General features: G+C 67.5%; 27 protein-coding genes and 1 riboswitch. Of the genes, 19 read left to right on the forward strand and 8 right to left on the reverse strand.

The annotated features are described in order from the left end of the window. Window positions 1-7: 7 nt before the first annotated feature. Window positions 8-1,153 (reverse strand): ABC transporter permease, encoded by a 1,146-nt coding sequence (locus SD196_RS07580; protein ID WP_416311237.1) that lies wholly within the window; start codon window positions 1,151-1,153, stop codon window positions 8-10. Window positions 1,154-1,283: 130 nt separating this feature from the next. Next, a riboswitch (cobalamin riboswitch) is annotated at window positions 1,284-1,510 on the forward strand. 137 nt (window positions 1,511-1,647) lie between these two features. Here SD196_RS07580 and btuB point away from each other — a divergent pair. The 11 genes from btuB (at window position 1,648) to SD196_RS07635 (ending at window position 12,528) form a co-directional block, all read left to right on the forward strand. After that, on the forward strand, window positions 1,648-3,462 hold the full coding sequence (gene btuB / locus SD196_RS07585; protein ID WP_343575566.1) for a TonB-dependent vitamin B12 receptor: 1,815 nt from the start codon (window positions 1,648-1,650) through the stop codon (window positions 3,460-3,462). A 14-nt stretch (window positions 3,463-3,476) separates the two neighbouring features. Continuing rightward, a complete protein-coding gene (gene cobO, locus SD196_RS07590) occupies window positions 3,477-4,088 on the forward strand; it encodes a cob(I)yrinic acid a,c-diamide adenosyltransferase (RefSeq protein ID WP_275610739.1) in 612 nt (203 codons plus the stop codon). 28 nt (window positions 4,089-4,116) lie between these two features. Continuing rightward, the gene (locus SD196_RS07595) at window positions 4,117-5,412 is read left to right on the forward strand and encodes a cobyrinate a,c-diamide synthase (protein ID WP_343574080.1); all 1,296 of its coding nucleotides are present in this window, start codon (window positions 4,117-4,119) and stop codon (window positions 5,410-5,412) included. Continuing rightward, window positions 5,409-6,065, forward strand: a complete 657-nt coding sequence (gene bluB, locus SD196_RS07600) for a 5,6-dimethylbenzimidazole synthase (protein ID WP_343574077.1) — start codon at window positions 5,409-5,411, stop codon at window positions 6,063-6,065. Before SD196_RS07595 ends, bluB begins: the two co-directional genes overlap by 4 nt. After that, the gene (gene cbiB, locus SD196_RS07605) at window positions 6,062-6,991 is read left to right on the forward strand and encodes an adenosylcobinamide-phosphate synthase CbiB (protein ID WP_343574074.1); all 930 of its coding nucleotides are present in this window, start codon (window positions 6,062-6,064) and stop codon (window positions 6,989-6,991) included. Before bluB ends, cbiB begins: the two co-directional genes overlap by 4 nt. Beyond that, a complete protein-coding gene (gene cobD / locus SD196_RS07610; protein WP_275610743.1) occupies window positions 6,992-7,993 on the forward strand; it encodes a threonine-phosphate decarboxylase CobD in 1,002 nt (333 codons plus the stop codon). It begins immediately after the preceding gene. Beyond that, window positions 7,990-9,441: a cobyric acid synthase gene (locus tag SD196_RS07615; protein WP_416311238.1), complete on the forward strand. Its 1,452-nt coding sequence runs from the start codon at window positions 7,990-7,992 to the stop codon at window positions 9,439-9,441. The genes cobD and SD196_RS07615 overlap by 4 nt, the downstream gene beginning before the upstream one ends. Before the next feature lie 120 nt (window positions 9,442-9,561). Then, complete coding sequence (gene cobU / locus SD196_RS07620; protein WP_416311239.1) at window positions 9,562-10,083, forward strand: bifunctional adenosylcobinamide kinase/adenosylcobinamide-phosphate guanylyltransferase; 522 nt, start codon at window positions 9,562-9,564, stop codon at window positions 10,081-10,083. Then, a complete protein-coding gene (gene cobT, locus SD196_RS07625) occupies window positions 10,080-11,135 on the forward strand; it encodes a nicotinate-nucleotide--dimethylbenzimidazole phosphoribosyltransferase (protein WP_275610746.1) in 1,056 nt (351 codons plus the stop codon). Before cobU ends, cobT begins: the two co-directional genes overlap by 4 nt. Further along, window positions 11,132-11,719, forward strand: a complete 588-nt coding sequence (cobC, locus tag SD196_RS07630; protein ID WP_331316223.1) for an alpha-ribazole phosphatase family protein — start codon at window positions 11,132-11,134, stop codon at window positions 11,717-11,719. The genes cobT and cobC overlap by 4 nt, the downstream gene beginning before the upstream one ends. 143 nt (window positions 11,720-11,862) lie before the next feature. Then, complete coding sequence (locus tag SD196_RS07635; protein ID WP_416311724.1) at window positions 11,863-12,528, forward strand: adenosylcobinamide-GDP ribazoletransferase; 666 nt, start codon at window positions 11,863-11,865, stop codon at window positions 12,526-12,528. Window positions 12,529-12,657: 129 nt separating this feature from the next. Here the strand turns inward: SD196_RS07635 and SD196_RS07640 are convergent, their stop codons facing one another. Further along, window positions 12,658-14,478: an acyl-CoA dehydrogenase C-terminal domain-containing protein gene (locus SD196_RS07640; protein WP_416311240.1), complete on the reverse strand. Its 1,821-nt coding sequence runs from the start codon at window positions 14,476-14,478 to the stop codon at window positions 12,658-12,660. Window positions 14,479-14,652: 174 nt separating this feature from the next. On the opposite strand from SD196_RS07640, the gene SD196_RS07645 reads away from it, so the two are divergent. The 5 genes from SD196_RS07645 (at window position 14,653) to SD196_RS07665 (ending at window position 18,155) form a co-directional block, all read left to right on the forward strand. Beyond that, complete coding sequence (locus SD196_RS07645) at window positions 14,653-15,069, forward strand: MarR family winged helix-turn-helix transcriptional regulator (RefSeq protein WP_275610749.1); 417 nt, start codon at window positions 14,653-14,655, stop codon at window positions 15,067-15,069. A gap of 75 nt (window positions 15,070-15,144) precedes the next feature. Next, window positions 15,145-16,338: an MFS transporter gene (locus tag SD196_RS07650; RefSeq protein ID WP_275611907.1), complete on the forward strand. Its 1,194-nt coding sequence runs from the start codon at window positions 15,145-15,147 to the stop codon at window positions 16,336-16,338. Beyond that, entirely contained in the window at window positions 16,335-16,457 is a 123-nt protein-coding gene (locus SD196_RS07655; RefSeq protein ID WP_275612059.1) for a hypothetical protein, read from the forward strand. The genes SD196_RS07650 and SD196_RS07655 overlap by 4 nt, the downstream gene beginning before the upstream one ends. A gap of 48 nt (window positions 16,458-16,505) precedes the next feature. After that, window positions 16,506-17,057 carry a glutathione peroxidase gene (locus SD196_RS07660; RefSeq protein ID WP_275610750.1) on the forward strand — a complete coding sequence of 184 codons (552 nt, stop codon included), beginning with the start codon at window positions 16,506-16,508 and terminating at the stop codon, window positions 17,055-17,057. A gap of 165 nt (window positions 17,058-17,222) precedes the next feature. After that, a complete protein-coding gene (locus tag SD196_RS07665) occupies window positions 17,223-18,155 on the forward strand; it encodes a DUF2167 domain-containing protein (RefSeq protein WP_331316214.1) in 933 nt (310 codons plus the stop codon). A 249-nt stretch (window positions 18,156-18,404) separates the two neighbouring features. Here the strand turns inward: SD196_RS07665 and SD196_RS07670 are convergent, their stop codons facing one another. Genes SD196_RS07670 through purM form a run of 3 tightly spaced genes read right to left on the reverse strand, consistent with a single transcriptional unit; the run spans window position 18,405 to window position 20,843 of the window. Further along, complete coding sequence (locus SD196_RS07670) at window positions 18,405-19,121, reverse strand: DUF3108 domain-containing protein (RefSeq protein ID WP_275610752.1); 717 nt, start codon at window positions 19,119-19,121, stop codon at window positions 18,405-18,407. 10 nt (window positions 19,122-19,131) lie between these two features. Then, window positions 19,132-19,782 (reverse strand): phosphoribosylglycinamide formyltransferase, encoded by a 651-nt coding sequence (gene purN, locus SD196_RS07675; RefSeq protein ID WP_275610753.1) that lies wholly within the window; start codon window positions 19,780-19,782, stop codon window positions 19,132-19,134. Then, window positions 19,782-20,843: a phosphoribosylformylglycinamidine cyclo-ligase gene (gene purM, locus SD196_RS07680; protein ID WP_275610754.1), complete on the reverse strand. Its 1,062-nt coding sequence runs from the start codon at window positions 20,841-20,843 to the stop codon at window positions 19,782-19,784. Before purM ends, purN begins: the two co-directional genes overlap by 1 nt. A gap of 209 nt (window positions 20,844-21,052) precedes the next feature. Here purM and SD196_RS07685 point away from each other — a divergent pair, with 209 nt between their 5' ends. Both SD196_RS07685 and hda read left to right on the forward strand, forming a co-directional pair. Further along, window positions 21,053-22,093, forward strand: a complete 1,041-nt coding sequence (locus tag SD196_RS07685) for a DUF2066 domain-containing protein (RefSeq protein WP_343574054.1) — start codon at window positions 21,053-21,055, stop codon at window positions 22,091-22,093. A gap of 157 nt (window positions 22,094-22,250) precedes the next feature. Next, on the forward strand, window positions 22,251-22,955 hold the full coding sequence (gene hda, locus SD196_RS07690; protein WP_152221526.1) for a DnaA regulatory inactivator Hda: 705 nt from the start codon (window positions 22,251-22,253) through the stop codon (window positions 22,953-22,955). Window positions 22,956-22,979: 24 nt separating this feature from the next. On the opposite strand, the gene SD196_RS07695 is transcribed toward hda, so the two are convergent. The 3 genes from SD196_RS07695 to arsC are packed head-to-tail and all read right to left on the reverse strand — an operon-like array spanning window position 22,980 to window position 24,376. Beyond that, window positions 22,980-23,429: a DUF2069 domain-containing protein gene (locus SD196_RS07695; RefSeq protein ID WP_275610756.1), complete on the reverse strand. Its 450-nt coding sequence runs from the start codon at window positions 23,427-23,429 to the stop codon at window positions 22,980-22,982. Then, window positions 23,430-24,026 carry an NAD(P)H:quinone oxidoreductase gene (gene wrbA / locus SD196_RS07700; RefSeq protein ID WP_275610757.1) on the reverse strand — a complete coding sequence of 199 codons (597 nt, stop codon included), beginning with the start codon at window positions 24,024-24,026 and terminating at the stop codon, window positions 23,430-23,432. It lies immediately after the preceding gene. Then, entirely contained in the window at window positions 24,023-24,376 is a 354-nt protein-coding gene (arsC, locus tag SD196_RS07705; protein WP_015478300.1) for an arsenate reductase (glutaredoxin), read from the reverse strand. The genes wrbA and arsC overlap by 4 nt, the downstream gene beginning before the upstream one ends. Window positions 24,377-24,501: 125 nt before the next feature. Between arsC and SD196_RS07710 the strand changes: the two genes are divergently transcribed. Beyond that, window positions 24,502-25,731 carry a YihY family inner membrane protein gene (locus SD196_RS07710; RefSeq protein ID WP_275610758.1) on the forward strand — a complete coding sequence of 410 codons (1,230 nt, stop codon included), beginning with the start codon at window positions 24,502-24,504 and terminating at the stop codon, window positions 25,729-25,731.

Here is a 25,731-nt window from a genome sequence, read left to right on the forward strand (position 1 = left end):
GGTTCGCTCACCAGCCCATCTCCATGAAGAACAGCGCGAACACCGCATCCAGCAAGATCACCACGAAGATCGACTGGACCACGGCGGAGGTGGTGTGCTCGCCCACCGACTGCGCGCTGCCGCTGACGCGGAAGCCTTCCAGGCAGCCGATCACGGCAATGATGAAGGCAAACACCGGGGCTTTGACGATGCCCACCAGGAAATGCTGCACGGCGATGTCGTTCTGCAGCATGTAGAGGAACATGCGTGGCGAGATGTCCAGGCTCAGGGCGCAGACCACGCCGCCGCCGAAGATGCCGGACATCATCGCCAGGAAGGTCAGCATCGGCAGGACCAGCAGCAGGGCGAGCACCCGGGGCAGCACCAGCAGCTCCACCGGGTCCATGCCCAGGGCCTGGATGGCGTCGATCTCCTGGTTGGCCTTCATCGAACCGATCTGCGCGGTGAAGGCGCTGGCCGTGCGGCCGGCCAGGAGGATGGCGGTGAGCAGCACGCCGAATTCGCGGAGGAAGGCGAAGCCGACCAGGTCGACGGTGTAGATCGCCGCGCCGAATTTCTTCAGCACCGTGGCGCCGAGGAAGGCCACCACCGCGCCGACCATGAAGGTGAGCAGGGCAACGATGGGTACAGCGTCCAGGCCCGTCTGCTCCATGTGCGCGGTGAGCGAGGTGAGGCGCCAGCGGCGCGGGCGCAGCAGGGTTCGCGCCAGGGTCTGCAGGGGCAGGCCGATGAAGCCCAGCCCGCCGATCACATGACCGCGGAAGGTCAGGGTGGCGATGCCGATGCGTTCGAGTACGTCGACGACGGCGTTGCCGGGCGGTGGCTTGCGTTCGTCCAGGCGGCACTGGGTGATGGCGCTGCCCACGGTGCGCAGCAGGGCCTGGCGCTCGGCGGGCAGGTTGCGGGTGATCTGTTCGAGCTGGTCCATGCGCGTGCCGCCGATGAGCTCGGCGAGCAGCGCCGCGCCGGCGGTATCGAGCGCGCCCAGGTCGCTGAAATCCAGCGCGGCGGGCTGGCCGCCGTGGCGCACGCCGGCGACCTGGGATTCCAGGGCGCTGAAATGCGCCAGAGTCCAGTCGCCGCTGACGTGCATCAGTGGGGGGCTGGAGTGGGGATCGAGCTGGAGTTGGCCGGGCCGTGCGGTCGTCGTCATGCATCGCATTCTAGCGAAGTTCTGCCATGCCTCCACTTGACTTGTGTTTATCGATTGAGCCGCTCTGGCGCGGGCGTCGGCACTGGCCGCGACAGCTTGTTCAATTGACGCCCCAGGCCGCGAGCCTCTAAGCTGCGCGCCTGCTTCAGGTGCCCCCGGCGCAAGTCGGGGGTGAAACAGGGAAGCCGGTGAATTCAGACCCCAGGGTCCGACCAGTCCGGCGCTGCCCCCGCAACGGTAAGCGAGCATCGAGCCGCATTTCGCCACTGTGCCCTTGGCATGGGAAGGCGCGGTTTCAGGAGCCAGTCACGACTCCACTCGCAAGCCCGGAGACCGGCCTGCTGCAAGCCATGGCATCGCGGGAGGCGCTGCCGATCGCTCCGGCCTGCTGCCGGGGCGTTCCCGTCCTCCGCCTGCCTTTTCGGGTCAGAGCCGCGCGGGTGAGAGCGGCGGAGTGAGTTCACGTGAAACATTTTCTCTATTGGCCGACAGCCCTGGCGCTGAGCGGCTTCTCCTGTTTGGGCCAGGCGGCCGACGAAGCGCCGCTGGCGCTCGACGATCAACTGGTGACCGCCACGCGCACCGAGCAACGCGCCGGGCAGAGCCTCGCCTCGGTCAGCGTGCTGGACCGCGTGGACATCGAACGCGCCCAGGCGCAGTCGGTGCCGGATCTGCTGCGGCGCCTGCCGGGGATTTCCCTGAGCAGCAACGGCGGGCCCGGCAAGGCCACCAACCTCTATCTGCGCGGCAGCGAATCCGACCATGTGCTGGTGCTGATCGATGGCATCAAGGCCGGTTCGGTGTCCTCTGGCGGTGCATCGCTCCAGGACCTGCCGGTGGAACTGGTCGAACGCATCGAGGTGGTGCGCGGGCCGCGCTCCAGCCTGTATGGCTCCGAAGCCATCGGCGGGGTGATCCAGATATTCACCCGCCAGGCCGTGGACCAGGGTTTCAAGCCTTGGGCCTACGCCGGCGCGGGCAGCCAGAGCACCTATGAAGGCAGTGCCGGGGTCTCGGCCGGCAACGGGCGCGGCTGGTTCGCCCTGGGCGTGTCCAGCCTGGATACCGCCGGCATCGACGCCAAGGCCAACGGCGCCAGCGGCCATGAGCCGGACAGTGACGGTTACCGCAACCTCTCAGGTTCGCTGCGTGCGGGCTACCGTTTCGACAGCGGCCTGGAACTGGACGGCAGCCTGCTGCAGACCGACTCGCACAACGACTTCGACACGGTGAACAGCCGTCGCACCCAGGGCTTCGATGCCTACAACGATGGTGTGCAGCGGGTCATCGGCGGCCGCGCGCGCTTCGCCCCGCTGGAGCCCTGGCAGGTGAGCCTGTCCGCTGGGCGCAGCGAGGACAAGTCCGATGCCTACCAGGACGGCGCCTTCTACTCGCGCTTCGACAGCCGCCGTGATACCGCGTCCTGGCAGAACGACCTGGAACTCGCGCCCGGCCATACCCTGACCCTGGGCTACGACTGGCAGCAGGACGAGCTGAGCAGCTCCACCGACTATGCGGTGACCTCCCGCGATAATCGCGGCACCTTCGCCCAGTACCTGGGCCGCTTGGGGCGTCATGACTGGCAGCTGAGCCTGCGCCATGACGACAACCAGCAGTTCGGAAGCCGCAACACCGGCAACCTCGCCTGGGGCTACGCGCTGACCGACGCCGTGCGGGCCTTCGCCAGCTACGGCACGGCCTTCAAGGCGCCGACCTTCAACGAACTCTATTACCCCGGCTACGGCAACCCCGACCTGGACGCGGAAACCTCGCGCAGCGTGGAGCTCGGCGTGGACGGCCGCCACGAGTGGGGGCACTGGGCGGCGAACCTGTACCGCACGGTGGTCGACGACCTGATCGCCTACGACTCGGCATTGCGGGCACCGGACAATATCGACCAGGCGCGCATCCGCGGCATCGAACTGCAACTGGGCAGCCAGTGGTGGGACTGGGTGTGGAACGCCAACGCCAGCCTGCTCGACCCGGAAAGCCGCGCCAGCGGCAGCCGTGGCAACGACCTGCCGCGCCGCGCCCGGCAACTGTTCAACCTGGACCTCGACCGGCGCTTCGACGCGCTGAGCCTGGGCGCCAGCCTGCACGCCGAGGGTCGCCGCTATGACGACTTGGGCAACCGCAATCGCCTGGGCGGCTTCGCCACCCTGGACCTGCGCGGCGAATACGCGTTGAGCCCGGAGTGGCGCCTGCAGGCGCGCCTGAGCAATCTGTTCGACGCCGACTACCAGACCACCCTGGGCTATGAGCAGCCCGGCCGCGCCGTACTCTTCGGCGTGCGCTACCAGGCCCTTTGAGAGGAGAGAGACCGATGAGCGAATCCCCGGAAAAGGACGAACGCCACCGTTCGCGCATGCAGCGCAAGAAGACCGTGGTCGACGAGAAGATCGCCCAGGCCCAGGGTGAGCGCGGTGTGTTCCTGGTTCACAGCGGCAACGGCAAGGGCAAGAGCAGTTCGGCCTTCGGCATGGTCGCCCGCGCGCTGGGCCATGGCATGAAGGTGGGCGTGGTGCAGTTCATCAAGGGCGCGGCCACCACCGGCGAAGAGGCCTTCTTCCGGCGCTTCCCCGAGGAGGTCAGCTACCACGTGATGGGCGAGGGCTTCACCTGGGAGACCCAGGACCGCCAGCGCGACATCGCCAAGGCCCGCGAGGCCTGGGAGGTCGCCCGCCAGTTGCTGAGCGATCCGCAGGTCGGCCTGGTGGTGCTGGACGAGGTGAACATCGCCCTCAAGCACGGCTACCTGGAGCTGGATACCGTGCTCGCCGACATCGCGGCCCGCCCGCCGATGCAGCATGTGGTCGCCACCGGGCGCGGCGTGCTGCCGGCGATGGTCGAGGCGGCCGATACCGTGACCGAGATGGGCCTGGTGAAGCATGCCTTCAAGGCCGGGATCAAGGCGCAGAAAGGGGTGGAGTTCTGATGGCTGCCGTCGTGCCGGAGCGCACCTGATGTCCGACTCCCGTCAGTGCCCCGCACTCCTGATCGCCGCCCCCGCTTCCGGCCAGGGCAAGACCACCGTCACCGCCGCCCTGGCGCGCCTGCACACGCGCCTCGGGCGCAAGGTGCGGGTGTTCAAGTGCGGCCCGGACTTCCTCGACCCGATGGTCCTCGCCCGCGCCAGCGGCGCGCCGGTGTACCAGCTGGACCTGTGGATGGTCGGCGAGGCTGAGAGCCGCCGCCTGCTCTGGGAAGCCGCCGAGGAGGCCGACCTGATCCTGATCGAAGGCGTGATGGGGCTGTTCGACGGCTCACCCTCGGCCGCCGATCTCGCCCGTCGTTTCGGCGTACCGGTGATGGCGGTGATCAATGGGCAGTCCATGGCCCAGACCTTCGGCGCGCTGGCGGTCGGCATGGCCACTTACCAACCGGACCTGCCATTCTCCGGCGTGCTCGCCAACCGCATCGGCAGCCAGCGCCATCGCGACCTGGTGCGCGACAGCCTGCCGGAGTGGATTCGCTGGTACGGCGCGCTGCCGCGCGACACCGAGGTGGAGCTGCCCAGCCGCCACCTGGGGCTGGTGCAGGCCGATGAACTGGCCGACCTCGATGCCCGCCTGGACGCCGCCGCCGATGCCCTGGCTGCCAGCGCCAGTACCGAGCTGCCGGCGCCGGTGAGCTTCGCAGCGCCCGAGCCGCGCGTTGCCCAAGACCGCCTCGACGGCGTGCGCATCGGCGTGGCGCGGGACAATGCCTTCGCCTTCCTCTACCAGGCCAACCTCGACCTGCTGCGTGAACTGGGTGCGGAACTGGTGTTCTTCTCGCCGCTGCGCGATGAGGCGCTGCCCGAGGTGGACAGCCTCTACCTGCCCGGCGGTTACCCGGAACTGCACCTGCGGGCGCTGGCGGAAAACCGGGCCATGGCCCATGCGATCCGCGCTCACCACGCTGCCGGCAAGCCGATCCTGGCCGAGTGCGGGGGCATGCTCTATCTCTTCGACGCACTGACCGACGTGGCGGGCGAGCGCGCCGAACTGCTCGGCCTGCTGCCCGGCGAGGCGCGCATGCAGAAGCGCCTGGCGGCCCTGGCGCTGCAAGCCGTGACGCTGCCCGAAGGCACCCTGCGCGGCCACACCTTCCACCATTCGCTGCTGGACAGCGCGGAAGCGCCGCTGGCCCGAGGCGTCTGTCCGAACGACAAACCGGTGGCCGAGGCGGTGTTCCGCCGTGGCCGGCTCACCGCCTCCTACATCCACTTCTACCTGCCGTCCAACCCGGACGCCGCAGCGGCGTTGCTCAGACCATGAAAACGACCGACCACGCCTTCAGCCCCGAGGAGCGCGCCGCGCTCTACCGCGCCATCGCCGAACGCCGCGACATGCGCCATTTCAGTGGCGGCGAGGTGGCGCCTGAGCTGCTCGCCCGCCTGCTGGAGGCCGCGCACCAGGCGCCCAGCGTCGGCCTGATGCAGCCCTGGCGCTTCCTGCGCATCACCCGGCCGGAGCTGCGCCAGGCAATCCACGGTCTGGTGGAAGAGGAGCGCCTGCGCACCGCCGAGGCGTTGGGCGAGCGCTCCAGTGAATTCATGCGGCTGAAAGTGGAGGGCGTGCTCGACTGCGCCGAGCTCCTGGTGGCGGCCCTGATGGAAGGCCGCGAGACGCATGTCTTCGGTCGTCGCACGCTGCCGCAGATGGACCTGGCGTCGCTGTCCTGCGCCATCCAGAACCTCTGGCTGGCGTCCCGCGCGGAAGGTCTGGGGATGGGCTGGGTATCGCTGTTCGACCCGGCCGCATTGGGCGAATTGCTGGGGCTGCCCGCCGGCGCCGAGGCGGTGGCGGTGATCTGCCTTGGCCCGGTGGAACAGTTCTACCCGGCGCCCATGCTGGCCCTGGAAGGCTGGCGTCAGCCGCGCCCGCTGACCGAGTTGGTATTCGAGAATCATTGGGGAGAGCAGCCATGAACCTGGCGCTGCTGACTGTGCTCGGGGTAGCGCTGGACGCGCTGCTGGGCGAACCGAAACGCTGGCATCCGCTGGTGGCCTTCGGGCGCTTCGCGGACCGCCTGGAGCGCCGCTTCAATCGCTCGCGCACCGATGCTGCGAGCGACACGCCCGGCCTTGGATGGCGCAGTCACGGCGTCACCGCCTGGGTGCTGGCGGTGATCCCGCTGACCTTGATCGCGCTGCTGCTGAGCCTGCTGCCCTACGTTGGCTGGCTGGTCCAGGCACTCGCCCTGTATGCCGCGCTGGGGCTGCGCAGCCTGGGTGAGCACGCCGAGCCGGTGGCGCTGGCATTGCGTGACGGCGACCTGAATGAAGCGCGCCTGCGCGTGGGCTATATGGTCAGCCGCGAGACCTCCGCGCTGGACGAGTCCGCCGTGGCCCGCGCCGCCACCGAGTCGGTGCTGGAGAATGGCAGCGACGCGGTGTTCGCCGCGCTGTTCTGGTTCGCCGTGGCCGGCGCGCCGGGCGTGGTGCTGTATCGGCTGAGCAATACCCTCGATGCCATGTGGGGGTATCGCAATGCACGCTTCGAGCGCTTCGGCTGGGCGGCGGCGAAGATCGACGACGTGCTCAATTACATCCCCGCGCGGCTGGTCGCGCTGACCTATGCGCTGCTCGGGCAGACCCGCCTGGCCATGCGCTGCTGGCGCACCCAGGCGCCGCAGTGGGACAGCCCCAACGCCGGCCCGGTGATGGCCGCCGGCGCTGGCGCCCTGGGCGTCGCACTGGGCGGCGCGGCGCGTTACCACGGCGAACTGCATGAACGCCCGCAGCTGGGCGAAGGCTCTGCACCGACTGCCGCGGACATCTGGCGAGCGCTGGCGTTGGTGCGCCAGGGCGTGCTGCTGTGGCTGGCGGTCATCCTGATTCTGGGAGTGCTCTGAATGCTCGAACATGGTGGCCGGTTGCGCCGGGCGGCGCAGCAGTACGGTATACCGCTGGCGGAGTGGCTGGACCTGTCCACCGGCGTCTCGCCCTGGCCCTGGAGCCTGCCGAACATCCCGACCAACGCCTGGATGCGCTTGCCCGAGGACAGCGACGGCCTGGAAGCGGCTGCCTGCCGTTACTACGGCGCGGAACAGCTGCTGCCGCTGCCCGGCAGCCAGGCGGCCATCCAGCTGCTGCCGAAGCTGCGCCAGCCGGGCAAGGTCGGCGTGGTCTCGCCCTGTTACGCCGAACACGCCGAAGCCTGGCGCAGCGCGGGGCATAGCCTGCGGGAGGTCAGTGACCAGGAAGTACCCCAGCACCTGGAGCACTTCGACGTGCTGGTGGTGGTCAACCCGAACAATCCCACCGGCCGCCGCATCGAGCCCGGCGTACTGCTGGAGTGGCACGCGCAGTTGCAGAAGCGCGGTGGCTGGCTGGTGGTGGATGAGGCGTTCATGGACTGCACCCCGGAGCAGAGCCTGGTCGCCAGCTGCGCCAGCCGGCCGGGCCTGGTGGTGCTGCGTTCGTTCGGCAAGTTCTTCGGGTTGGCCGGTGCGCGCCTGGGCTTTGCCTTCGCCGAGCCGCGCCTGCTGGCGAGTCTTGCCCAACTGATCGGCCCCTGGGCGGTGAACGGCCCGACACGCTGGGTAGCGCAGGCGGTCCTGGGCGACTTCCACGAGCACGTCGAGCGCCGCCGCGACCTGGCCGAGGCCAGCCGGCGTTTGGCGGGGCTGCTCGGCGAGCAGGGTTTCGCGCCCCAGGGCGGCACCTCGCTGTTCCAATGGACGGTGTCGATGCAGAGCCGTGCGCTGCGCGACCATCTGGCGCGCCAGGGGATTCTCGTGCGCCTGTTCGACTCGCCGGTCAGCCTGCGCTTCGGCCTGCCGCCGGACGAGGATGGCTGGCGGCGCCTGGAGCACGGCCTGCGCACCTTCAACCAGATGGAGGGCCTGCGATGACCACCTTGATGGTGCAAGGCACGACCTCCGACGCCGGCAAGAGCACCCTGGTGACCGCGCTGTGCCGCTGGCTGCGCCGCCAGGGCGTGGCGGTGGCGCCGTTCAAACCGCAGAACATGGCGCTCAACAGTGCGGTAACCGCCGACGGCGGCGAGATCGGCCGCGCCCAGGCGGTGCAGGCCCAGGCCTGCGGATTGCCGCCGCACACCGACATGAACCCGGTGCTGCTCAAGCCCAACAGCGACGTCGGCGCCCAGGTGATCATCCACGGCCGTGCGCTGACCAGCATGAACGCCGCCGCCTACCACGACTACAAGCGGGTGGCGATGCAGGCGGTGCTGGAGTCCCACGAGCGTCTCCGCGCGCAGTACCCGGTCGTCATGGTGGAAGGCGCGGGCTCGCCGGCGGAGATCAACCTGCGCGCCAACGACATCGCCAACATGGGATTCGCCGAGGCGGTGGACTGCCCGGTGATCCTGATCGCCGACATCGACCGGGGAGGCGTCTTCGCCCACCTGGTCGGCACCCTGGAGCTGCTCTCCGAGTCGGAGCGGGCGCGGGTGAAGGGCTTCGTGATCAACCGCTTCCGCGGCGACATCGCCTTGCTGCAGGGCGGCCTCGACTGGCTGGAGGAGCGTACCGGCGTGCCGGTGCTGGGTGTGCTGCCGTACCTGATGGACTTCCACCTGGAAGCCGAGGACGCCATCGACATCCGCCAGTCGGCCAAGACCAGCGAGCGCCTGCGGGTGGCGGTGCCGGTACTGCCGCGCATCAGCAACCACACCGATTTCGATCCGCTGCGCCTGCACCCGCAGGTGGAGCTGACCTTCGTCGGACCGGGGCAACCGCTGCCGCCGACCGACCTGATCATCCTGCCTGGCTCCAAGAGCGTGCGTGCCGATCTCGCGTTCCTCTGCGAGCAGGGCTGGGAGTCGGCAATCCAGCGCCACCTGCGCTATGGCGGCAAGCTCCTGGGGATTTGCGGCGGCCTGCAGATGCTCGGTCACACCCTGGCGGACCCGCATGGGCTGGAAGGCGCGGCGGGGGAGAGCGACGGCCTCGGTCTGCTGGACTTTCGCACCGTGCTGGAGCCGGAGAAGCAACTGCGCAACGTCAGCGGCCGGCTGGCGCTGGAAGATGCCGAGGTCGCCGGTTACGAGATTCATGCCGGCGTCACCCAAGGGCCGGCGCTGGCGAGTCCGGCGGTACGCCTGAGCGATGGTCGCGTCGATGGCGCCATGAGTGCCGATGGCCAGGTGATGGGGACTTACCTGCACGGCCTGTTCGAGTCGCCGGCCGCGTGCTCGGCGTTGCTGCGCTGGGCCGGGCTGCGTGAGGTGCAGAGCATCGATTACCACGCCCTGCGTGAGCGCGACATCGAGCGCCTGGCCGACCAGGTCGAGGCGCATCTGAATATCGAAAAGCTGAGGGCGCTGTGCGGACTGTAGGGCGGATAACCGTTCGCGGTTATCCGCCATGTTGCGGCGCCGTGACTTCGGCGGATAACGCGGGGGACGTCATGCGCCCTACCAGAGTGCTTTTCGTAGGAGCGATCTTAGGGGGACACCATGCTTGAACTGATCCTTGGCGGCGCCCGTTCGGGGAAGAGCCGCCTGGCCGAACGCCTGGCGCTGGAAAGCGGCCTGCCGGTCACCTACGTCGCCACTGCACAGGCCGGCGATGGCGAGATGTCCGAACGCATCCTCCATCATCGCGAGCGCCGTCCCGCGCAGTGGGGCCTGGTGGAGGAACCGCTGGCCCTGGCCGATGCCCTGGAGCGCCTGGCGGAGCCGAAGCGCTGCGTGCTGGTGGATTGCCTGACCCTGTGGGTCACCAATCTGCTGATCCATGAGGACGGCTGGCGCCTGCGCGGCGAGATCGATGCGCTGCTGGAGGTGCTGCCGCGCCTGCCGGGGCGGATCATCCTGGTCAGCAACGAAACCGGTCTGGGGGTGGTGCCGCTGGGCGAGCTCAGCCGCCGTTATGTCGATGAGGCCGGCTGGCTGCACCAGTCGCTGGCCGAGGTCAGCGAGCGCGTGGTGTTCACCGTCGCCGGCCTGCCCATGGTGCTGAAGGGGGACGCGTTATGAGTTTGCAATGGTGGCTGCAGGGTACCCAACCGATCGATCGCGTGGCGCAGGACAAGGCCGCCGCGCGTCAGGACCAGTTGACCAAGCCGCGCGGCGCGCTGGGCCGGCTGGAAGAGGAAACCATCCGCCTGGCCGGCCTGCAGGGCCGCGAGCGGCCGGCGCTGGAACACATCTGGATTGCCCTGTTCGCGGGCGATCACGGGGTGGTGGCGGAGGGTGTATCGGCCTATCCGCAGGCGGTGACCGTGGAGATGCTGCGCAACTTCGTGCGTGGCGGCGCGGCGATCAGCGTGCTGGCCCGCGATCTCGATGCGCGCCTGGAGGTCATCGACCTGGGCACGGCGACGCCGTTGGAACCGCTGCCGGGCGTGCTGCATGTGATGGTCGGCGCCGGCACCGCGAACTTCACGAAAGAACCGGCGATGACTGCCGCGCAGTGCCTGATCGCCCTGGAAACCGGGCGCGAGGCGGTGCGCCGCGCGCAGCAGGCCGGTACGGAGCTGTTCATCGGTGGCGAGATGGGTATCGGCAACACCAGCGCTGCCGCCGCGCTGGCCTGTGCGCTGCTGGACGAGCCGGCGCAGGCGCTGGTCGGCCCCGGCACCGGGCTGGACGCCCAGGGCGTGGCGCGCAAGGTCGAGGTGATCGACCGTGCGCTGGCCCTGCACCGGCCCCATTGCGGCGATCCCTTCGAGGCACTGTGCCGCCTCGGCGGCTTCGAGATCGCCGCGCTGGTCGGCGCCTATCTGGCCTGCGCGCAGAAGGGCATTCCGGCGCTGGTGGACGGCTTCATCTGCAGCACCGCCGCACTCTGCGCCACGCACTTCAATCCCGGCTGCCGCGACTGGCTGCTGTTCGCCCATGCCGGCGCGGAACCGGGGCACAACCGTGTGCTCAGGGCGCTGAATGCACAGCCGCTGCTGGACCTCGGCCTGCGCCTGGGCGAAGGCAGCGGTGCGGCACTGGCGGTGCCGCTGCTGCGCCAGGCCTGCCGGCTGCATGACGGCATGGCCACTTTCGCCGAGGCGGCGGTTTCGGATCGCCCGGCATGACGCTGCGCCTGGACCTGCTGCGCCACGGCGAGACGGAGCAGGGCGGCGGCTTTCGCGGGCGCCTGGACGATGCGCTGACCGAAACCGGTTGGGCGCAGATGCGGACGGCCGTCGGCGCGGCGTGCCGCTGGTCGGCGGTGGTCAGCTCGCCGCTGCGTCGTTGCGCGGCCTTCGCCGAGGAGCTGGCGGGCCGCCACGGGCTGCCTCTGAGCCTGGACGCTGACCTGCGCGAGCTGGACTTCGGTCAATGGGAAGGCCTTTCGCCAGCTAAGCTGATGGAAAGCGATGCCCAGGCGCTGGGGCGTTTCTGGTCCGATCCGTACGCGTTTCCTCCGCCCGATGGCGAGCCGTTGGGCGATTTCGAATTCCGCGTATTCCGCGCACTGGAGCGGTTGCACCGCGACCACGCCGGAGCCTGTGTACTGGTGGTGACCCACGGCGGCGTGATGCGCCTGCTGGGGGCATTGGCGGGTGGCTTGCCGGCCCGGCGTTTGCTGGAGGTGGTGGTCGATCACGGCCAGTGCCTGTCGCTGGCGGTGACGCGTGAAGGCGGCAGCTGGCGAATCCAGCAGGCGGAACAATGATGAGCGAACAACCCGAACGAGAGGAGCCCGTGCCGCCGTCGGGCGACGCATCCACTTCCTTGCCCACCGCGCAACTCAGCGACTGGTGCCTGCCGCTGGTGGCGCTGCAGTTCCTCACCCGCCTGCCGGTGCACTTCACCAACATGCCGACCCCGGAGCAGTTCGGCCGGGCGACGTTGTTCTATCCGCTGGTGGGGTTGCTGGTCGGTGCGCTGCTGATGGCCGTGGGCGAGCTGCTGGTCAACGTGCACCTGCTGCTTCAGGCAGCCTTGCTGCTGGCGCTGTGGGTGATGATCAGCGGCGCGTTGCATTTGGATGGCCTGGCCGATACGGCGGATGCCTGGGTCGGTGGTCTGGGCGATCGCGAACGCACCCTGGCGATCATGAAGGACCCGCGCTGCGGACCGGTGGCGGTGGTGACCCTGGTCGTGGTGCTGCTGCTGAAGTTCGCCGCGCTCACCGCGGTGCTCGGCAATCACCAATACTGGGCGCTGCTGCTGGCGCCCTGGCTGGGGCGTTGCGCCTTGCCGCTGCTGTTCCTCACCACCGGATACGCCCGCCCTGGCGGCCTGGGACAGGCGCTGGCCGACCATTTGCCGCGCCGGGCGATGCCCTGGATGTTGGCGGGCAACGCCGCGCTGATGGTGCTGGTGGGGCTGCCGGGCATGCTCGCGGTGGCGGTTACCCTGGTGGTCTTCGTCTGGTTGCGCAGACGCCTCATCGCTCGCCTGGGTGGCACTACCGGAGACACTGCCGGGGCGATGGTGGAGCTGATCGAGTGCGCGGTGCTGGTGGCGCTGGCGCTCTGAACTCCCCTTCGGAAGTTCCTGGTTGGGGAGCCCTCTCCCTAACCCTCTCCCTGAAGGGAGAGGGCGGGGGAGAGGGCTGAAGCTCGCGCCGGAGGTCAGGCAGGTGCGAGCGAGGGCTTGGCGCCTAGGTTAATCAAACGCAAAGTGCTCCGTCTTCAATCCCATGATTGACCGCACCGGCTTGGCCATCGCCGCCGCGTGCCCCTTGGCGCGGGGCAGCAAGCGAGCGAAGTAGAAGTCACTGGTGGCGATCTTCGCCTTGTAGAAGTCGCTCGACTCGCTGCCACCCTGGCGCAGGCGCTTGCGCGCGGCGGCTTCCTGTAGCGCCCAGGAGTAAGCCAGCGCGGCGTAGCCGGAGAACATCAGGTAATCGTGGCTGGCGGTGCTCACCAGGTCGCGCTGCTTGCGGGCGGTGAGGGCGATACGCAGCGTCAGCAGGTTCCACTGCGCGCAGAGCTTCAGCAGCGTGAGCGCGCGGCCGCGCATGGCCGGTTCCTGCTTGAGCAGCTCGACAGCGAACTTCGCCACTTGCCGGGTGAAGTCTCGCACGGCCTTGCCCTGGGTCATCAGCAGCACCTTGCGGCCGAGCAGGTCCAGCGCCTGGATGCCGGTGGTGCCCTCGTAGAGCGTGGCGATCCGCGCGTCGCGGACAATCTGCTCCATGCCGTGTTCCTTGATGTAGCCGTGGCCGCCGAACACCTGCATGCCGAGGTTGGCGCTCTCCAGGCCCAGTTCGGTCAGGCAGCCCTTGAGGATCGGGGTAAGGAAACCGAGCTTGTCGTCCCAGCGGTCGTACTCGGCGTTATCGTTGCTCAGCAGGCCCTGGATCATCTTGTCGGCGTACTGGGTGGCCAGGTAGATCAGCGCGCGGCCGCCCTCGGCCACGGCCTTCTGGGTCAGCAGCATGCGGCGCACGTCGCCGTGGTGCATCAGGCTGTCGGCGATCTCGCCTGGCTCCTTGGTGCCGGACAGCGCACGCATGGAGCGGCGCTCGCGGGCGTAGGCCAGCGCGCCCTGATAGGCCAGTTCGGCGGTGGCCACGCCCTGGATGGCGGTGCCGATGCGCGCGCTGTTCATGAAGGTGAACATGCACTCCAGGCCCTTGTTCGGCTCGCCGATCAGGTAACCGGTGGCGCCGTCGAAGTTCATCACGCAGGTGGCCGAAGCCTTGATGCCCATCTTCTTTTCCAGCGCGCCGCAGGTGACGCCATTGCGCGGGCCGAGTGTGTTGCCTTCGCCCGGAAGGAACTTCGGCACGATGAACAGCGAAATGCCGCGCGTACCTTTCGGTGCATCCGGCAGGCGGGCGAGGACGATGTGCACGATGTTCTCGGTGAGATCGTGTTCGCCGGAGGAGATGAAAATCTTGGTGCCAGTGATGGCGTAGCTGCCGTCGGCGTTGGCTTCGGCGCGGGTCTTCACCTGGCCCAGGTCGGTGCCGCACTGCGGCTCGGTCAGGCACATGGTGCCGCCCCAGCGGCCTTCGGTGAGCGGGGTGAGATAGGTCTGCTTCTGCTCCTCGGTGCCGTGCTGCATCACGGTGTTCATCGCGCCCAGCGACAGCCCCGGGTACATCGAGAAAGGCCAGTTGGCGGTGCCCATCATCTCCTGCTTGAGCGCGCCCAGGCTCATCGGCAGACCCTGGCCGCCGTATTCCACCGGGTGCGACAGGCCTTGCCAGCCGCCGGCCACATAGGCGTCATAGGCCTCCTTGAAGCCCTTGGGCGTGCGCACTTCGCCGTTCTCCAGGTGGCAGCCTTCCTCGTCGCCGCTGTGGTAGAGCGGGGCGATCACTTCCTCGCAGAGCGTCGCGCATTCGCTGAGGATGGCGTCGACCATGTCCGGCGTGGCTTCGCCGCCATTCACCAGGTTCCGGTAGTGCGTGGGGAAATCGAAGACTTCGTTGAGCAGGAAGCGGGTGTCGCGCAGCGGGGCTTTGTAGACGGGCATCGGGAACCTCGGGCCATGGCGCGCCCCGCCGACGGTGCGGGGCTGGATGTCCGCAGTTATACGGCTGGCTCCGCGTGGTGCCCTTGGCTGCGCCAACGCGGCGCTCTGGCAGATGGGACAATCGGTGGCGGCCGGGATTGACGGCTCGCCATTTGCGGGTATATACACGCATTCATGCTGACGACCCAATGCCTCTGTACCAAGCTGCGCCGCTCCGCCCGCGCGGTCACCCGTGTCTATGACGACGCCCTGAAGGGAGTCGGGCTGACCACGCCGCAATTTTCCCTGTTGCGGCACCTGTCGCGGCTGGAGCAGCCGAGCATTTCCGACCTGGCCGAAGCCATGGGCCTGGACCGCAGTACCCTGGGGCGCAACCTCAAGCCGTTGGAAGGCGAAGGGTTGGTGCGGCTGGCGGAGGGCGAGGACCTGCGCAACCGCATCGTGGTGCTGACCCCGGAAGGGCTGGCGCGCATCGAACAGGGCCGTGAAGCCTGGGATGCGGCGCAGCGGGATGTGGCGGCCCACCTGGGCGAGGAAAAGCGCCGTCAGTTGGAAGCCTTGCTGGATGAATTGGCCGAGCTGGAGAGTTAGCAGCGGCCGGCGTGCAATGGAAAGACCCTGATTGAAAGCGGGTATATACCCGTGTAGGAGATAATGATGTCGAAGCTGTCGCGTACGGGGTTCTGGATACTCTTGTCCGGCGCCCTGATCCTGGCCCTGTCCCTAGGCATCCGCCACGGCTTCGGCCTGTTCCTGGCGCCGATGAGCGCCGAGTTCGGCTGGGGGCGCGAGACCTTCGCCTTCGCCATTGCGCTGCAGAATCTCATCTGGGGCATCGCCCAGCCGTTCACCGGGGCCATCGCCGACCGCTTCGGCGCCATGCGCACCGTGCTGGTGGGCGGCATTCTCTACGCCATCGGCCTGGTGCTGATGGGCTATTCCGATTCGGCCTTCAGCCTGTCGCTGAGTGCCGGCCTGCTGATCGGCATCGGCCTCTCCGGCACCTCCTTCTCGGTGATCCTCGGCGCGGTGGGCCGCGCGGTGCCGCTGGAACGGCGCAGCATGGCCATGGGCATCTCGGCGGCCGCCGGCTCCTTCGGCCAGTTCGCCATGCTGCCGGGTACCCTCGGCCTGATCAGTTGGCTGGGCTGGTCCGCCGCGCTGCTGGCGCTGGGGCTGCTGGTGGCGTTGATCGTCCCGCTGTCCGGGCTGATGCGTGACAAACCGCTGCCGATCCAGGGCCACGAGCAGACCCTCGGCGAGGCGCTGCGCGAGGCCGCCGGGCATTCCGGCTTCTGGCTGCTGTCGTTGGGCTTCTTCGTCTGCGGCTTCCAGGTGGTGTTCATTGGTGTGCACCTGCCGGCGTATCTGGTGGATCGCCATCTGCCGGCCACCGTTGGCACCACGGTGCTGGCGCTGGTGGGGCTGTTCAACGTCTTCGGCACTTACATCGCAGGCTGGCTCGGCGGACGGATGAGCAAGCCCAAGTTGCTCACCGGACTGTACCTGCTGCGTGGCGTGGTGATCCTTGCCTTCCTCTGGGCGCCGCTCACCGTGTGGACCGCCTACGCGTTCGGCATCGCCATGGGGTTGCTGTGGCTGTCCACGGTGCCACTCACCAACGGCACCGTCGCCACGCTGTTCGGCGTGCGCAACCTGTCGATGCTCGGCGGCATCACCTTCCTGTTCCACCAGATCGGCGCCTTCCTCGGCGGTTGGCTGGGTGGCTACGTGTATGACCACACCGGCAACTACGACCTGGTCTGGCAGATTTCCATCCTCCTCAGCCTGCTCGCCGGCCTGCTCAACTGGCCGGTGCGCGAGCGCCCGGTCGAGCGGGCGGCGCTGGGGGCGGCGTGAAGCGTTCACTGGCCATCATGCTGGCGCTGGGCCTCGGCCTGGTGCTGGCCGGCCTCGCCTGGTGGGGCTGGCAGCTCGGCGGGCTGGCGTTGATGCAACTGGGTATGGGCAGTTGCTGAGGGGCGCCGCGCAGCGTAGCGTGACGGGATAATTCGAGGATCACTGCCATGCGTCTTTCCCTGCTCGCCCTGTCCCTGTTACTGCCCTTGGTCGCGCAAGCCGCCGACTGCCCGGCGCTGCTCAAGACCCAGGGCGAGCTGCCCAAGCTGCGCTCCAAGGATGTGCTCGACCTGTGCGAGCTGTACGCCGGCAAGCCGCTGGTGGTGGTAAACACTGCCAGTCACTGCGGCTTCACCCCGCAGTTCAAGGGGCTGGAAGCGCTGTACCAGAAGTACAAGGGGCAGGGCCTGGAAGTGCTCGGCGTGCCCTCCGACGACTTCAAGCAGGAAGACGCCGATGCCGCCGAGACCGCCAAGATCTGCTATGGCAACTACGGTGTGACCTTCAACATGACCTCGGTGCAGCACGTCCGCGGCGACGAGGCCATCCCGCTGTTCAGGGACCTCTCCGCCCAGGCCGACCAGGTGCCGCGCTGGAACTTCTTCAAGTACGTGGTGGATCGCCAGGGCAAGGTCGTGGCGGAGTTTTCCAGCTTGACCAAGCCGGATGATCCGGAGTTGCAGGCGGCAGTGGAGAAGGCCATTGCCAGTCAGCCTTGATCCGTAGCGCCGCCAGAAAGCCGGGCCGATGCCCGGCTTTTTTGTGCCTGCGCCAGTCTGTGAGAAATTTTCTGTTACAGATGTCGTGGCGAGATGCCACAATTCACTTCCAGGTACCGCGTCAGGCGGTCACCGGATCATGGACTGATTCAGGAGATTTCCCCTATGGATGGCAAAGCCCTCTTCCTCGTTGCATTGCTCGCCCAGGCTGTCGCCGCACCGGCGTTCGCAGCCACCGCCACGTCTACCCAGAGCGAGGCACCCGCGCCTGCCACCGCACCGGCTGCAGAATCGGACGAGGAGATGTCCCCCGAGACCTTCGTCGCCAGCCTGCACTTCAAGAAGGGCAAGGTGGTGGTGGGCGACAACCTCGCGACCTTCGATCTGCCGGAAAACTTCGTCTTCCTCGACAGCGCGGACGCCGAGCGGGTACTCGAAGCCTGGGGCAACCCGCCGAACGCGGAGCCGCCGCTGGGCATGTTGATGCCGGCCGGCGTCTCGCCCTTCGAACCCGCCGCCTGGGCGGTGACCGTGCAGTACGAGGAGAGCGGCTACGTCTCCGATGAGGACGCCGGGAAGATCGACTACGCCGAGATGCTCAAGGAAATGCAGGACGACCTGCGCGAAGCCAATCCAGAGCGCGAGAAACAGGGTTTCGAAGCCATCCAGCTGATCGGCTGGGCGGCACCGCCGCACTATGACGCGGCCGAGAAGAAGCTGTACTGGGCCAAGGAGCTGAAGTTCGGCGACAGCAAGGAACACACGCTGAACTACAACATCCGCGTGCTGGGCCGCAAAGGCGTGCTGGTGCTGAACTTCGTCGCTGGCATGGAGCAACTGCCGGAGATCGAGAAGAACGTCGGCAAAGTGCTGGCGATGACCGAGTTCAACCCGGGCAGCCGCTATGTCGACTTCAACCCCAGCGTCGACAAGGTCGCCGCCTATGGCCTGGGTGCATTGATCGCCGGCAAGGTCGCGGCCAAGGTTGGTCTGTTCGCCACCCTGCTGGTCCTGCTGAAAAAACTGTGGATCGTCCCGGCCCTGGCCATCGGCTGGATCGCCCGCCGCTTCAAGCGCAAGCCGTCGAACGAAGGCTGATACGCAGCCTGATTCTCCAGGCAATAAAAAGCCGGGCGTTGCCCGGCTTTTTATTGGCCGCGCTCACTACGGCGTGCGGCTCTTCGTAGGAGCGAGCTTGCTCGCGAACATTGTGTCCGACGGTATCGACGCCAAGCGGTTCGCGAGCAATAGCGATGGCGTCCCCCTCGCTCCTACAGGCTCCGCGCTCCGCGTGGCGCGGAAATGAAAAAGCCGGGCAATTGCCCGGCTTTTCTTTTCGCTGAAGGATCAGCCTTTCTCGCCCTGGACGGCTTTGCCGTTCACGGTGCCTTCCTTGAGCATGATCTGGTATTCCTTGCCATCGGACTCCTGCTGATACAGGCGCACGAGGAGGAAGTCCCAATCCTTGGCGAACCAGAGGATGGTCTTGCGGTTGCTCTTGGTGGGGTCGCGTACGCGCTCCACCTTGATGGCGGTGATCAGGCCGGCCTGGGTGCGGACCTTCTCCTCGCCGAGCACGCGGAAGTCGTAGGTATCGGTGTCGGTACCCTCGATCACCTGGTAGCTCATGGCTTTCTTGCCGACGGCGACGTCGTGCTGCAGCGCGAGCTGGTAGGTGGACTTGTCCAGCTGGCCCTTGTTCAGCGGCTGGCGCACCTGGTCGCCACGGTCGCTGCCCAGCACCTGCTTCTCGGCCCAGTCGAAATCGAGCTCGGTTTGCTTGTTCTTGCCCAGGCCTTCACGGGCCCAGCGGTAGGTCAGCGGCAGGTAGACGTCGTTTTCGACCTTGAACGTGCTGCTTTCGGTGAGGCTGGCGAGCAGCATGGACGCCTTGAAGTCCAGTTCCCAACGGCCGCCGTCGCCTTGCTTGAGGCTGCGGGAGGCGGTTCCGCTGATCGGCATCTGTTTCCAGTCGGCGGTGTAGCTGGCCTCGAACGGCTGCAGCTCGAAAGCCTGCGCCGGCAAGGTCAGTACAGCCATCAGGAACAGCAGGGCTCTACGCATCACGAATCTCCTAGGTTCGGTACGAATGGCCGGAGGCGGGGAGAGTCTCCCCATCCAGCATGGCGCCTTGCTCGCCCAGGCGCAAACGGCCTTCGGCGAACCAGCGCATGGCCAGCGGATAGATCACGTGCTCCTGCAGGTGAACGCGCTGCGCCAGCGTTTCCGGCGTGTCGTCAGACTGTACCGGGATTGCCGCCTGTACGACCAGAGGACCACCATCAAGTTCCTCGGTAACGAAGTGCACACTGCAGCCATGCTCGGCATCGCCGGCTTCCAGCGCGCGCTGGTGGGTGTGCAGGCCCTTGTACTTGGGCAACAGGGACGGATGGATGTTCAGCAGGCGGCCGTGGTAGTGGCGCACGAAGCCCGGACTGAGGATACGCATGAAGCCAGCGAGCAGCACCAGGTCGGGGCTGAAGCCGTCGATGGCCTGGATCAGCGCGGCATCGAAGCTTTCACGGTCGGCATAGGCCTTGTGGTCGAGGAAGCAGGTTTCGATGCCGGCCTTGCGCGCACGCTCCAGGCCATAGGCGTCCGCGCGGTTGGAAAGTACCGCGCGGATCACCGCCGACGACGGGGCGTCGGCGAGGCTGTCGATCAGGGCTTGCAGGTTGCTGCCGGAGCCGGAAATCAGCACCACGACATTGCAAGGTGTGGACATCAGTGGCCTTTCAGGTTGTTCAGGACCACGCGCTCGGCGTCTGCGGCGCAGGCGTCGATGCGGCCGATGACCCACGGCTGCTCGCCGGCGTCACGCAGGGCCTTGAGCGAGGCTTCGACCTGGTCCTGGGCGACGCAGATGACCATGCCCACGCCGCAGTTCAGCACGCGGTGCATTTCGGTCTCGTCGACGTTGCCTTTTTCCTGCAGCCAGTCGAAGACCGCCGGGCGCTGCCAGCTGGCCACGTCGATGACGGCCTGGGCATTGTCCGGCAGCACGCGCGGGATGTTGTCCAGCAGGCCGCCGCCGGTGATGTGGGCCATGGCCTTCACCGCGCCGGTCTGCTTGATCAGTTGCAGCAGGGGCTTCACATAGATGCGGGTCGGGGCCATCAGCAGGTCGGCCAGCGGCTTGCCGTCGAGCTGAGTGGCTTCGATATCGGCGCCGGAGACTTCGATGATCTTGCGGATCAGCGAGTAGCCGTTGGAGTGCGGGCCGGAGGAGGGCAGGGCGATCAGGGCGTCGCCGGCGACCACTTTCGAGCCGTCGATGATTTCCGATTTTTCCACCACGCCAACGCAGAAGCCGGCCAGGTCGTAGTCTTCGCCTTCATACATGCCGGGCATCTCGGCGGTTTCACCACCGACCAGGGAGCAGCCGGCCAGCTCGCAACCGGCGCCGATGCCGGTGACCACGGTGGCGGCCACGTCGACGTTGAGCTTGCCGGTGGCGTAGTAGTCGAGGAAGAACAGCGGCTCGGCGCCGCATACGACCAGGTCGTTCACGCACATGGCGACCAGGTCCTGGCCGATGCTGTCGTGCTTGTTCAGGTTCAGCGCCAGGCGCAGCTTGGTGCCGACGCCGTCGGTGCCGGAGACCAGCACGGGCTGCTTGTAGCCGGCCGGGATTTCGCACAGAGCGCCGAAGCCACCCAGGCCGCCCATCACTTCCGGACGCGCGGTGCGCTTGGCGACGCCTTTGATGCGTTCGACCAGGGCTTCGCCGGCGTCGATGTCCACACCGGCGTCCTTGTAGCTCAACGAGGGTTGCTTGTTGCTCATAAATCCAGGCCTATAGAGGGATGATTCGTCTTGCGGCCAGAGCACGCCATCGGCGCGCTCAGCCTGCGCGGGAGGCGCGGGATTTTATCAGGCTTGCCCGGCAGCGGCCATCTCGCGCTGTTGCCGCTGGCTGGACGGCTGTTTAAGGTATAGGCCTTCTTTGCCGCCTCGCACGATGCGGCGTCCCGATTCTTCCGCGAGAGCCCGCCATGCGTCTGACCGCCCGCCTGTTGATCCTCTGCCTGTCGCTGCTCAGCCTGCCCAGCTTCGCTGAAACCCTCGGCAACCTCTACCAGGTACATGAGCCGGTCGCCTCCCAGCAGCCGGATGAGCGCAACGTCGGCCTGACCCGCGCCCTGCAGACCCTGGTGCAGCGCCTGACCGGCGACAGCCGTGGTCTGCAAAGCCCCGCGCTGGCTGGTTACTTCAAGGACCCGCAGCAACTGATCAGTCAGTACGGCTACGAGAATGGCCCGCCCCTGGCGCTGGTGGTCGATTTCGATCCGACCGCCACCGACAAGGCGCTGCGTCAGGCCGGTCTGCCGGTGTGGGGTGCCAGCCGTCCGTCCGTGCTGGCCTGGTGGCTGAACGAAGGCGCCAACGGCAGCAGCCTGGTGGGTGACAGCCAGGAAGCCGCCGCTCCCCTGAATCGCGCCGCCCAGCGTCGCGGCCTGCCGCTGCGCCTACCGATGGCCGACCTCAGCGAGCAGCAGGTCGGTACCGCCGAGAACATCAACGCCGCGCAACCCGGCGCGCTGCAGTCCGCCTCCGAGCGCTACGGCGCCGATGCCCTGCTGGCGGTGGACGCCAAGGAGGCCGACGGCAAGTGGAGCGCCACCTGGCGTGTATGGATGGGCGACAGCCGCGAGCAGGGCCAGGCCCAGGGCGATACCCCCGATGCGCTGGCCGATGCAGTGATGCTGGGCGTTTCGCAGCGCCTGTCGCAGCGCTTCGTCGGTTCCGCCGGTGCCGCCACCGCGCAGGTGCTGGAGATCGAGGGAGCCGACCTGGCCCGCTATGCCGAGGTGTCGCGTCTGCTCGAACCCATGGGCGCCAAGCTGGTGCTGGTCCAGGGCGGCAAGCTGGTCTACAACGTGACCGCCAGCCCCGAGCAACTGCGCGCGCAACTGGCCCTGGCGCGTCTGCAGGAGGCTTCCGCCGAACCGGCCCAGCCGGCGGTGGACGCCAGCGGCCAGCCGGTGCCGAACCCCGCCGTGCCGCGTGCGAGCGTCCTGCGCTTCCACTGGTAACTTGCACGGATAATCCCGGCCCTGGGTGCGGACAAGGTCCCGTTCCCAGGGGACGGCCGCTCTGATCCGCACTGAGTAGCTGCGTTATCCTTCTGATTTGGATAAACTTTCAGTCACCACGGCCCACCACAAGCGATTGAAGAAACGCCCGGCCCGCATGACTCCTATGCAGCTCCCCTTAAGCGTACGCCTGCGTGATGACGCAACGTTCGCCAACTACTACCCCGGCGCCAATGCGGCGGCGCTGGGCTATGTCGAGCGCCTGTGCGAACCAGAGGCAGGCTGGACGGAGAGCCTGATCTACCTCTGGGGTGCCGAAGGCGTGGGCCGTAGCCACTTGCTGCAGGCTGCCTGTATCCGCTCCGAACAGCTGGGTGAACCGTCCGTCTACCTGCCGATGGCCGACCTGGTGCCCTACGGCCCGGAAATCTTCGACAACCTCGAACAGCGCGAACTGGTGTGCCTTGATGATCTCGATGCGCTGGCCGGCAAGCGCGAGTGGGAAGAGGGGTTGTTCCACCTGTTCAACCGCCTGCGCGATTCCGGCCGCAAGCTGCTGCTCTCGGCCTCGGTGTCGCCGCGGGAGCTGCCGGTGAAGCTGCCGGACCTGAAATCCCGCCTGACCCTCTCGCTGATCTTCCAGCTGCATCCGCTGACCGACGACGAAAAGCTCCGCGCGCTGCAACTGCGTGCCTCGCGCCGCGGCCTGCACCTGACCGACGAAGTGGGACGCTTCATCCTCACCCGCGGTGCACGCAGCATGCAGTTTCTCTTCGACCTGCTGGACGAACTGGACAAGGCCTCGCTGCAGGCCCAGCGCAAGCTGACCATTCCCTTCCTGAAGGAAACCATGGGCTGGTAAGGCCCAGGTTTCCTGCGCGGCACCTCAGGCGCTGGTCGCCTCCTGCTTCGGCTCTTCGCCTTCGCCAGCCCGCTTGCGGTCGTACTGGAAGCGCCAGCGCGTGTAGAGCAGCGCCGAACAGAACAGCGACACGCTGAGGATGATCTCGGCCCAGCCGAAGATGGCGTGGTTCGGATCGAAGGCGTTGAGCACGCCGAGGATGAAGTACAGGTTGATCACGTAGCACGCCCAGGCATGGCCGCGGGCGCTGCCGATCAGCATGCCCGGCGCCACCACCAGCAGCGGCAGCAGCTTGAACGCCAGCACCGCCCAGGGCACCCAGTGCGCGGCGCCGTGGGCGTCGGCGAACAGCAGGTCCCAGATGACGATGAGCAGGATCAGCCCGATGAAGCTGCCGAGGGCGACCGCGCGGCTGGCGGCCAGCCGGGGTTTGAGCCACTCCATGGGCGGCAGCGGTTTGTTCTTGCGGGCCATTCAGCTCTCCAGTTTGCGGGCGACTTCGGCCAGGCGCTTGCCCAGCGCGCGGCACAGGGTGATTTCGTGGTCATCGAGGCTGCGCTTGCCGTCCGCGCCGGCGAAATGGCTGGCGCCGTAGGGCGTGCCGCCGCCGCGGGTCTCCAGCAGCGCCGGCTCGCTGTAGGGAATGCCGGTGACGATCATGCCGTGATGCAGCAGCGGCAGCAGCATCGACAGCTGCGTCGTTTCCTGGCCGCCATGCAGGCTGGCGGTGGAAGTGAAGACCGCTGCCGGCTTGCCGACCAGGCCGCCGGTCAGCCAGAGGCTGCTGGTGCCGTCGAGGAAGTACTTGAGCGGTGCGGCCATGTTGCCGAAGCGCGTCGGGCTGCCCAGGGCCAGGCCGGCGCAGTCCTTCAGGTCGTCCAGGGTGGCGTAGAGCGCGCCTTCGGCGGGGATGTCCGGGGCCACGGCTTCGCACTCGGTGGAGACCGCCGGCACGGTGCGCACGCGCGCCTCCAGGCCGCCCTGTTCCACGCCACGGGCGATCTGCCGCGCCATCTCGGCGGTGGCGCCGTGGCGGCTGTAGTAGAGGACCAGGATGTAGGCTGTGCTCAAGGCAGGATCTCCAGCACCTTCTCCGGCGGGCGGCCGATCACCGCCTTATCGCCGACGATCAGGATCGGTCGCTCGATCAGCTTGGGATGGCTGGCCATCGCCTCGATCAGTTGTTCGTCGCTGAGCGCCGGGTTGGCCAGGTCGAGGGTCTTGTACTCGTCCTCGCCGGTGCGCAGCAGTTGGCGCGCGCCGATGCCCAGCTTGCCGAGCAGCGCCTTGAGTTCAGCCGCGCTGGGCGGGGTTTCCAGGTAACGGATGATCTCCGCCTGGATGCCACGTTCTTCCAGTAGTTCGAGGGCGCCGCGGGATTTCGAGCAGCGGGGATTGTGGAACAGTGAAATCTGGCTCATGTGCCGGGACTCGCAAGGCCGATGAAGTGGCGGCTATTCTAACCGCCTCCTCGGATCGGACTGAACCGCTGTCGTGCGGCGCGATCTACGAGGGCGGATATTTCTGTGCAGCCAAAGGACAATTCATGCGCGAACGCTTGCAGGGCCTGGTCGAGTTCGGCCGCTATCTGGTCCAGCGCTTCCACGCCGACAAGGCGCCCAACAGCGCGGCGGCCCTGACCTACACCACGCTGTTCGCTGTCGTGCCGATGATGACCGTGACCTTCGCCATGCTGTCGGCCGTGCCGGCCTTCGAGGGGATGGGGGAGCGCATCCAGCTGTTCGTGTTCCGCAACTTCGTGCCTTCCACCGGAGAAGCGGTTGAGGCCTATCTGCGTAACTTTACCGTGCAGGCGCGCCATCTGACCTGGCTGGGCGTGGCGTTCCTGGCGGTCACCGCGTTCACCATGCTGGTGACCATCGAGAAGGCCTTCAACGCCATCTGGCGGGTGCGCCAGCCGCGCCGTGGTGTCGCGCGCTTCCTGCTGTACTGGGCGATCCTCAGTCTGGGGCCGCTGCTGCTGGGTACGGGCTTTGCGGTGTCGACCTACATCACCTCGCTGTCGCTGCTGTCCGGTCCCCATGCCCTGCCGGGCGCGGCGACCTTGCTGAAGTTCATGCCGCTGCTGTTCAGCGTGGCGGCTTTCACTCTGATCTACGCGGCGGTGCCCAATGCGCGGGTGCCGTTCCTGCATGCCCTGGCTGGCGGCGTGTTCACCGCGATCCTGTTCGAGGCGGCGAAGTCGCTGTTCGGCCTCTACGTGAGCTTTTTCCCTGGTTACAAGCTGATCTACGGCGCCTTTGCCACCGTGCCGCTGTTCCTGCTGTGGATCTACCTGTCCTGGCTGATCGTGCTGTTCGGTGCGGAGCTGGTCTGCAACCTCTCCTCGACGCGCTTGTGGCGCCGCCGTGCGCTGCCGCGCCTGCTGGTGATCCTCGGGGTGCTGCGGGTGTTCTTCGATCGTCAGCGGCACGGCGTGCCCACCCGGCTGGAGCATCTGCACCGCGCGGGATGGCTGTTGCCGGAGGACGAGTGGGAGGAAATCCTCGATTTTCTGGAGAGCGAGCAACTGGTTTGCCGCGTAGGCGCGACCAGTGCGTCCTGGGTCCTGTGCCGCGACCTGGGCAGCTACCGCCTGCATCACCTGCTCAACCGCAGCCCCTGGCCGCTGCCGTGCCTCGACGCCTTGCCGGCGGAGCTGGACGAGCCCTGGTACCCCGCCTTGCGGCAAACACTGGAGCGCTACCAGGCGGAACGACAGGCGCTTTTTGGCGCCAGCCTCGCAGAATGGTTGAAGCCGTCACATTCTGAGTGA

Origin of the sequence: Pseudomonas macauensis, assembly GCF_047902425.1 — a bacterium.
Taxonomy (GTDB): domain Bacteria; phylum Pseudomonadota; class Gammaproteobacteria; order Pseudomonadales; family Pseudomonadaceae; genus Pseudomonas.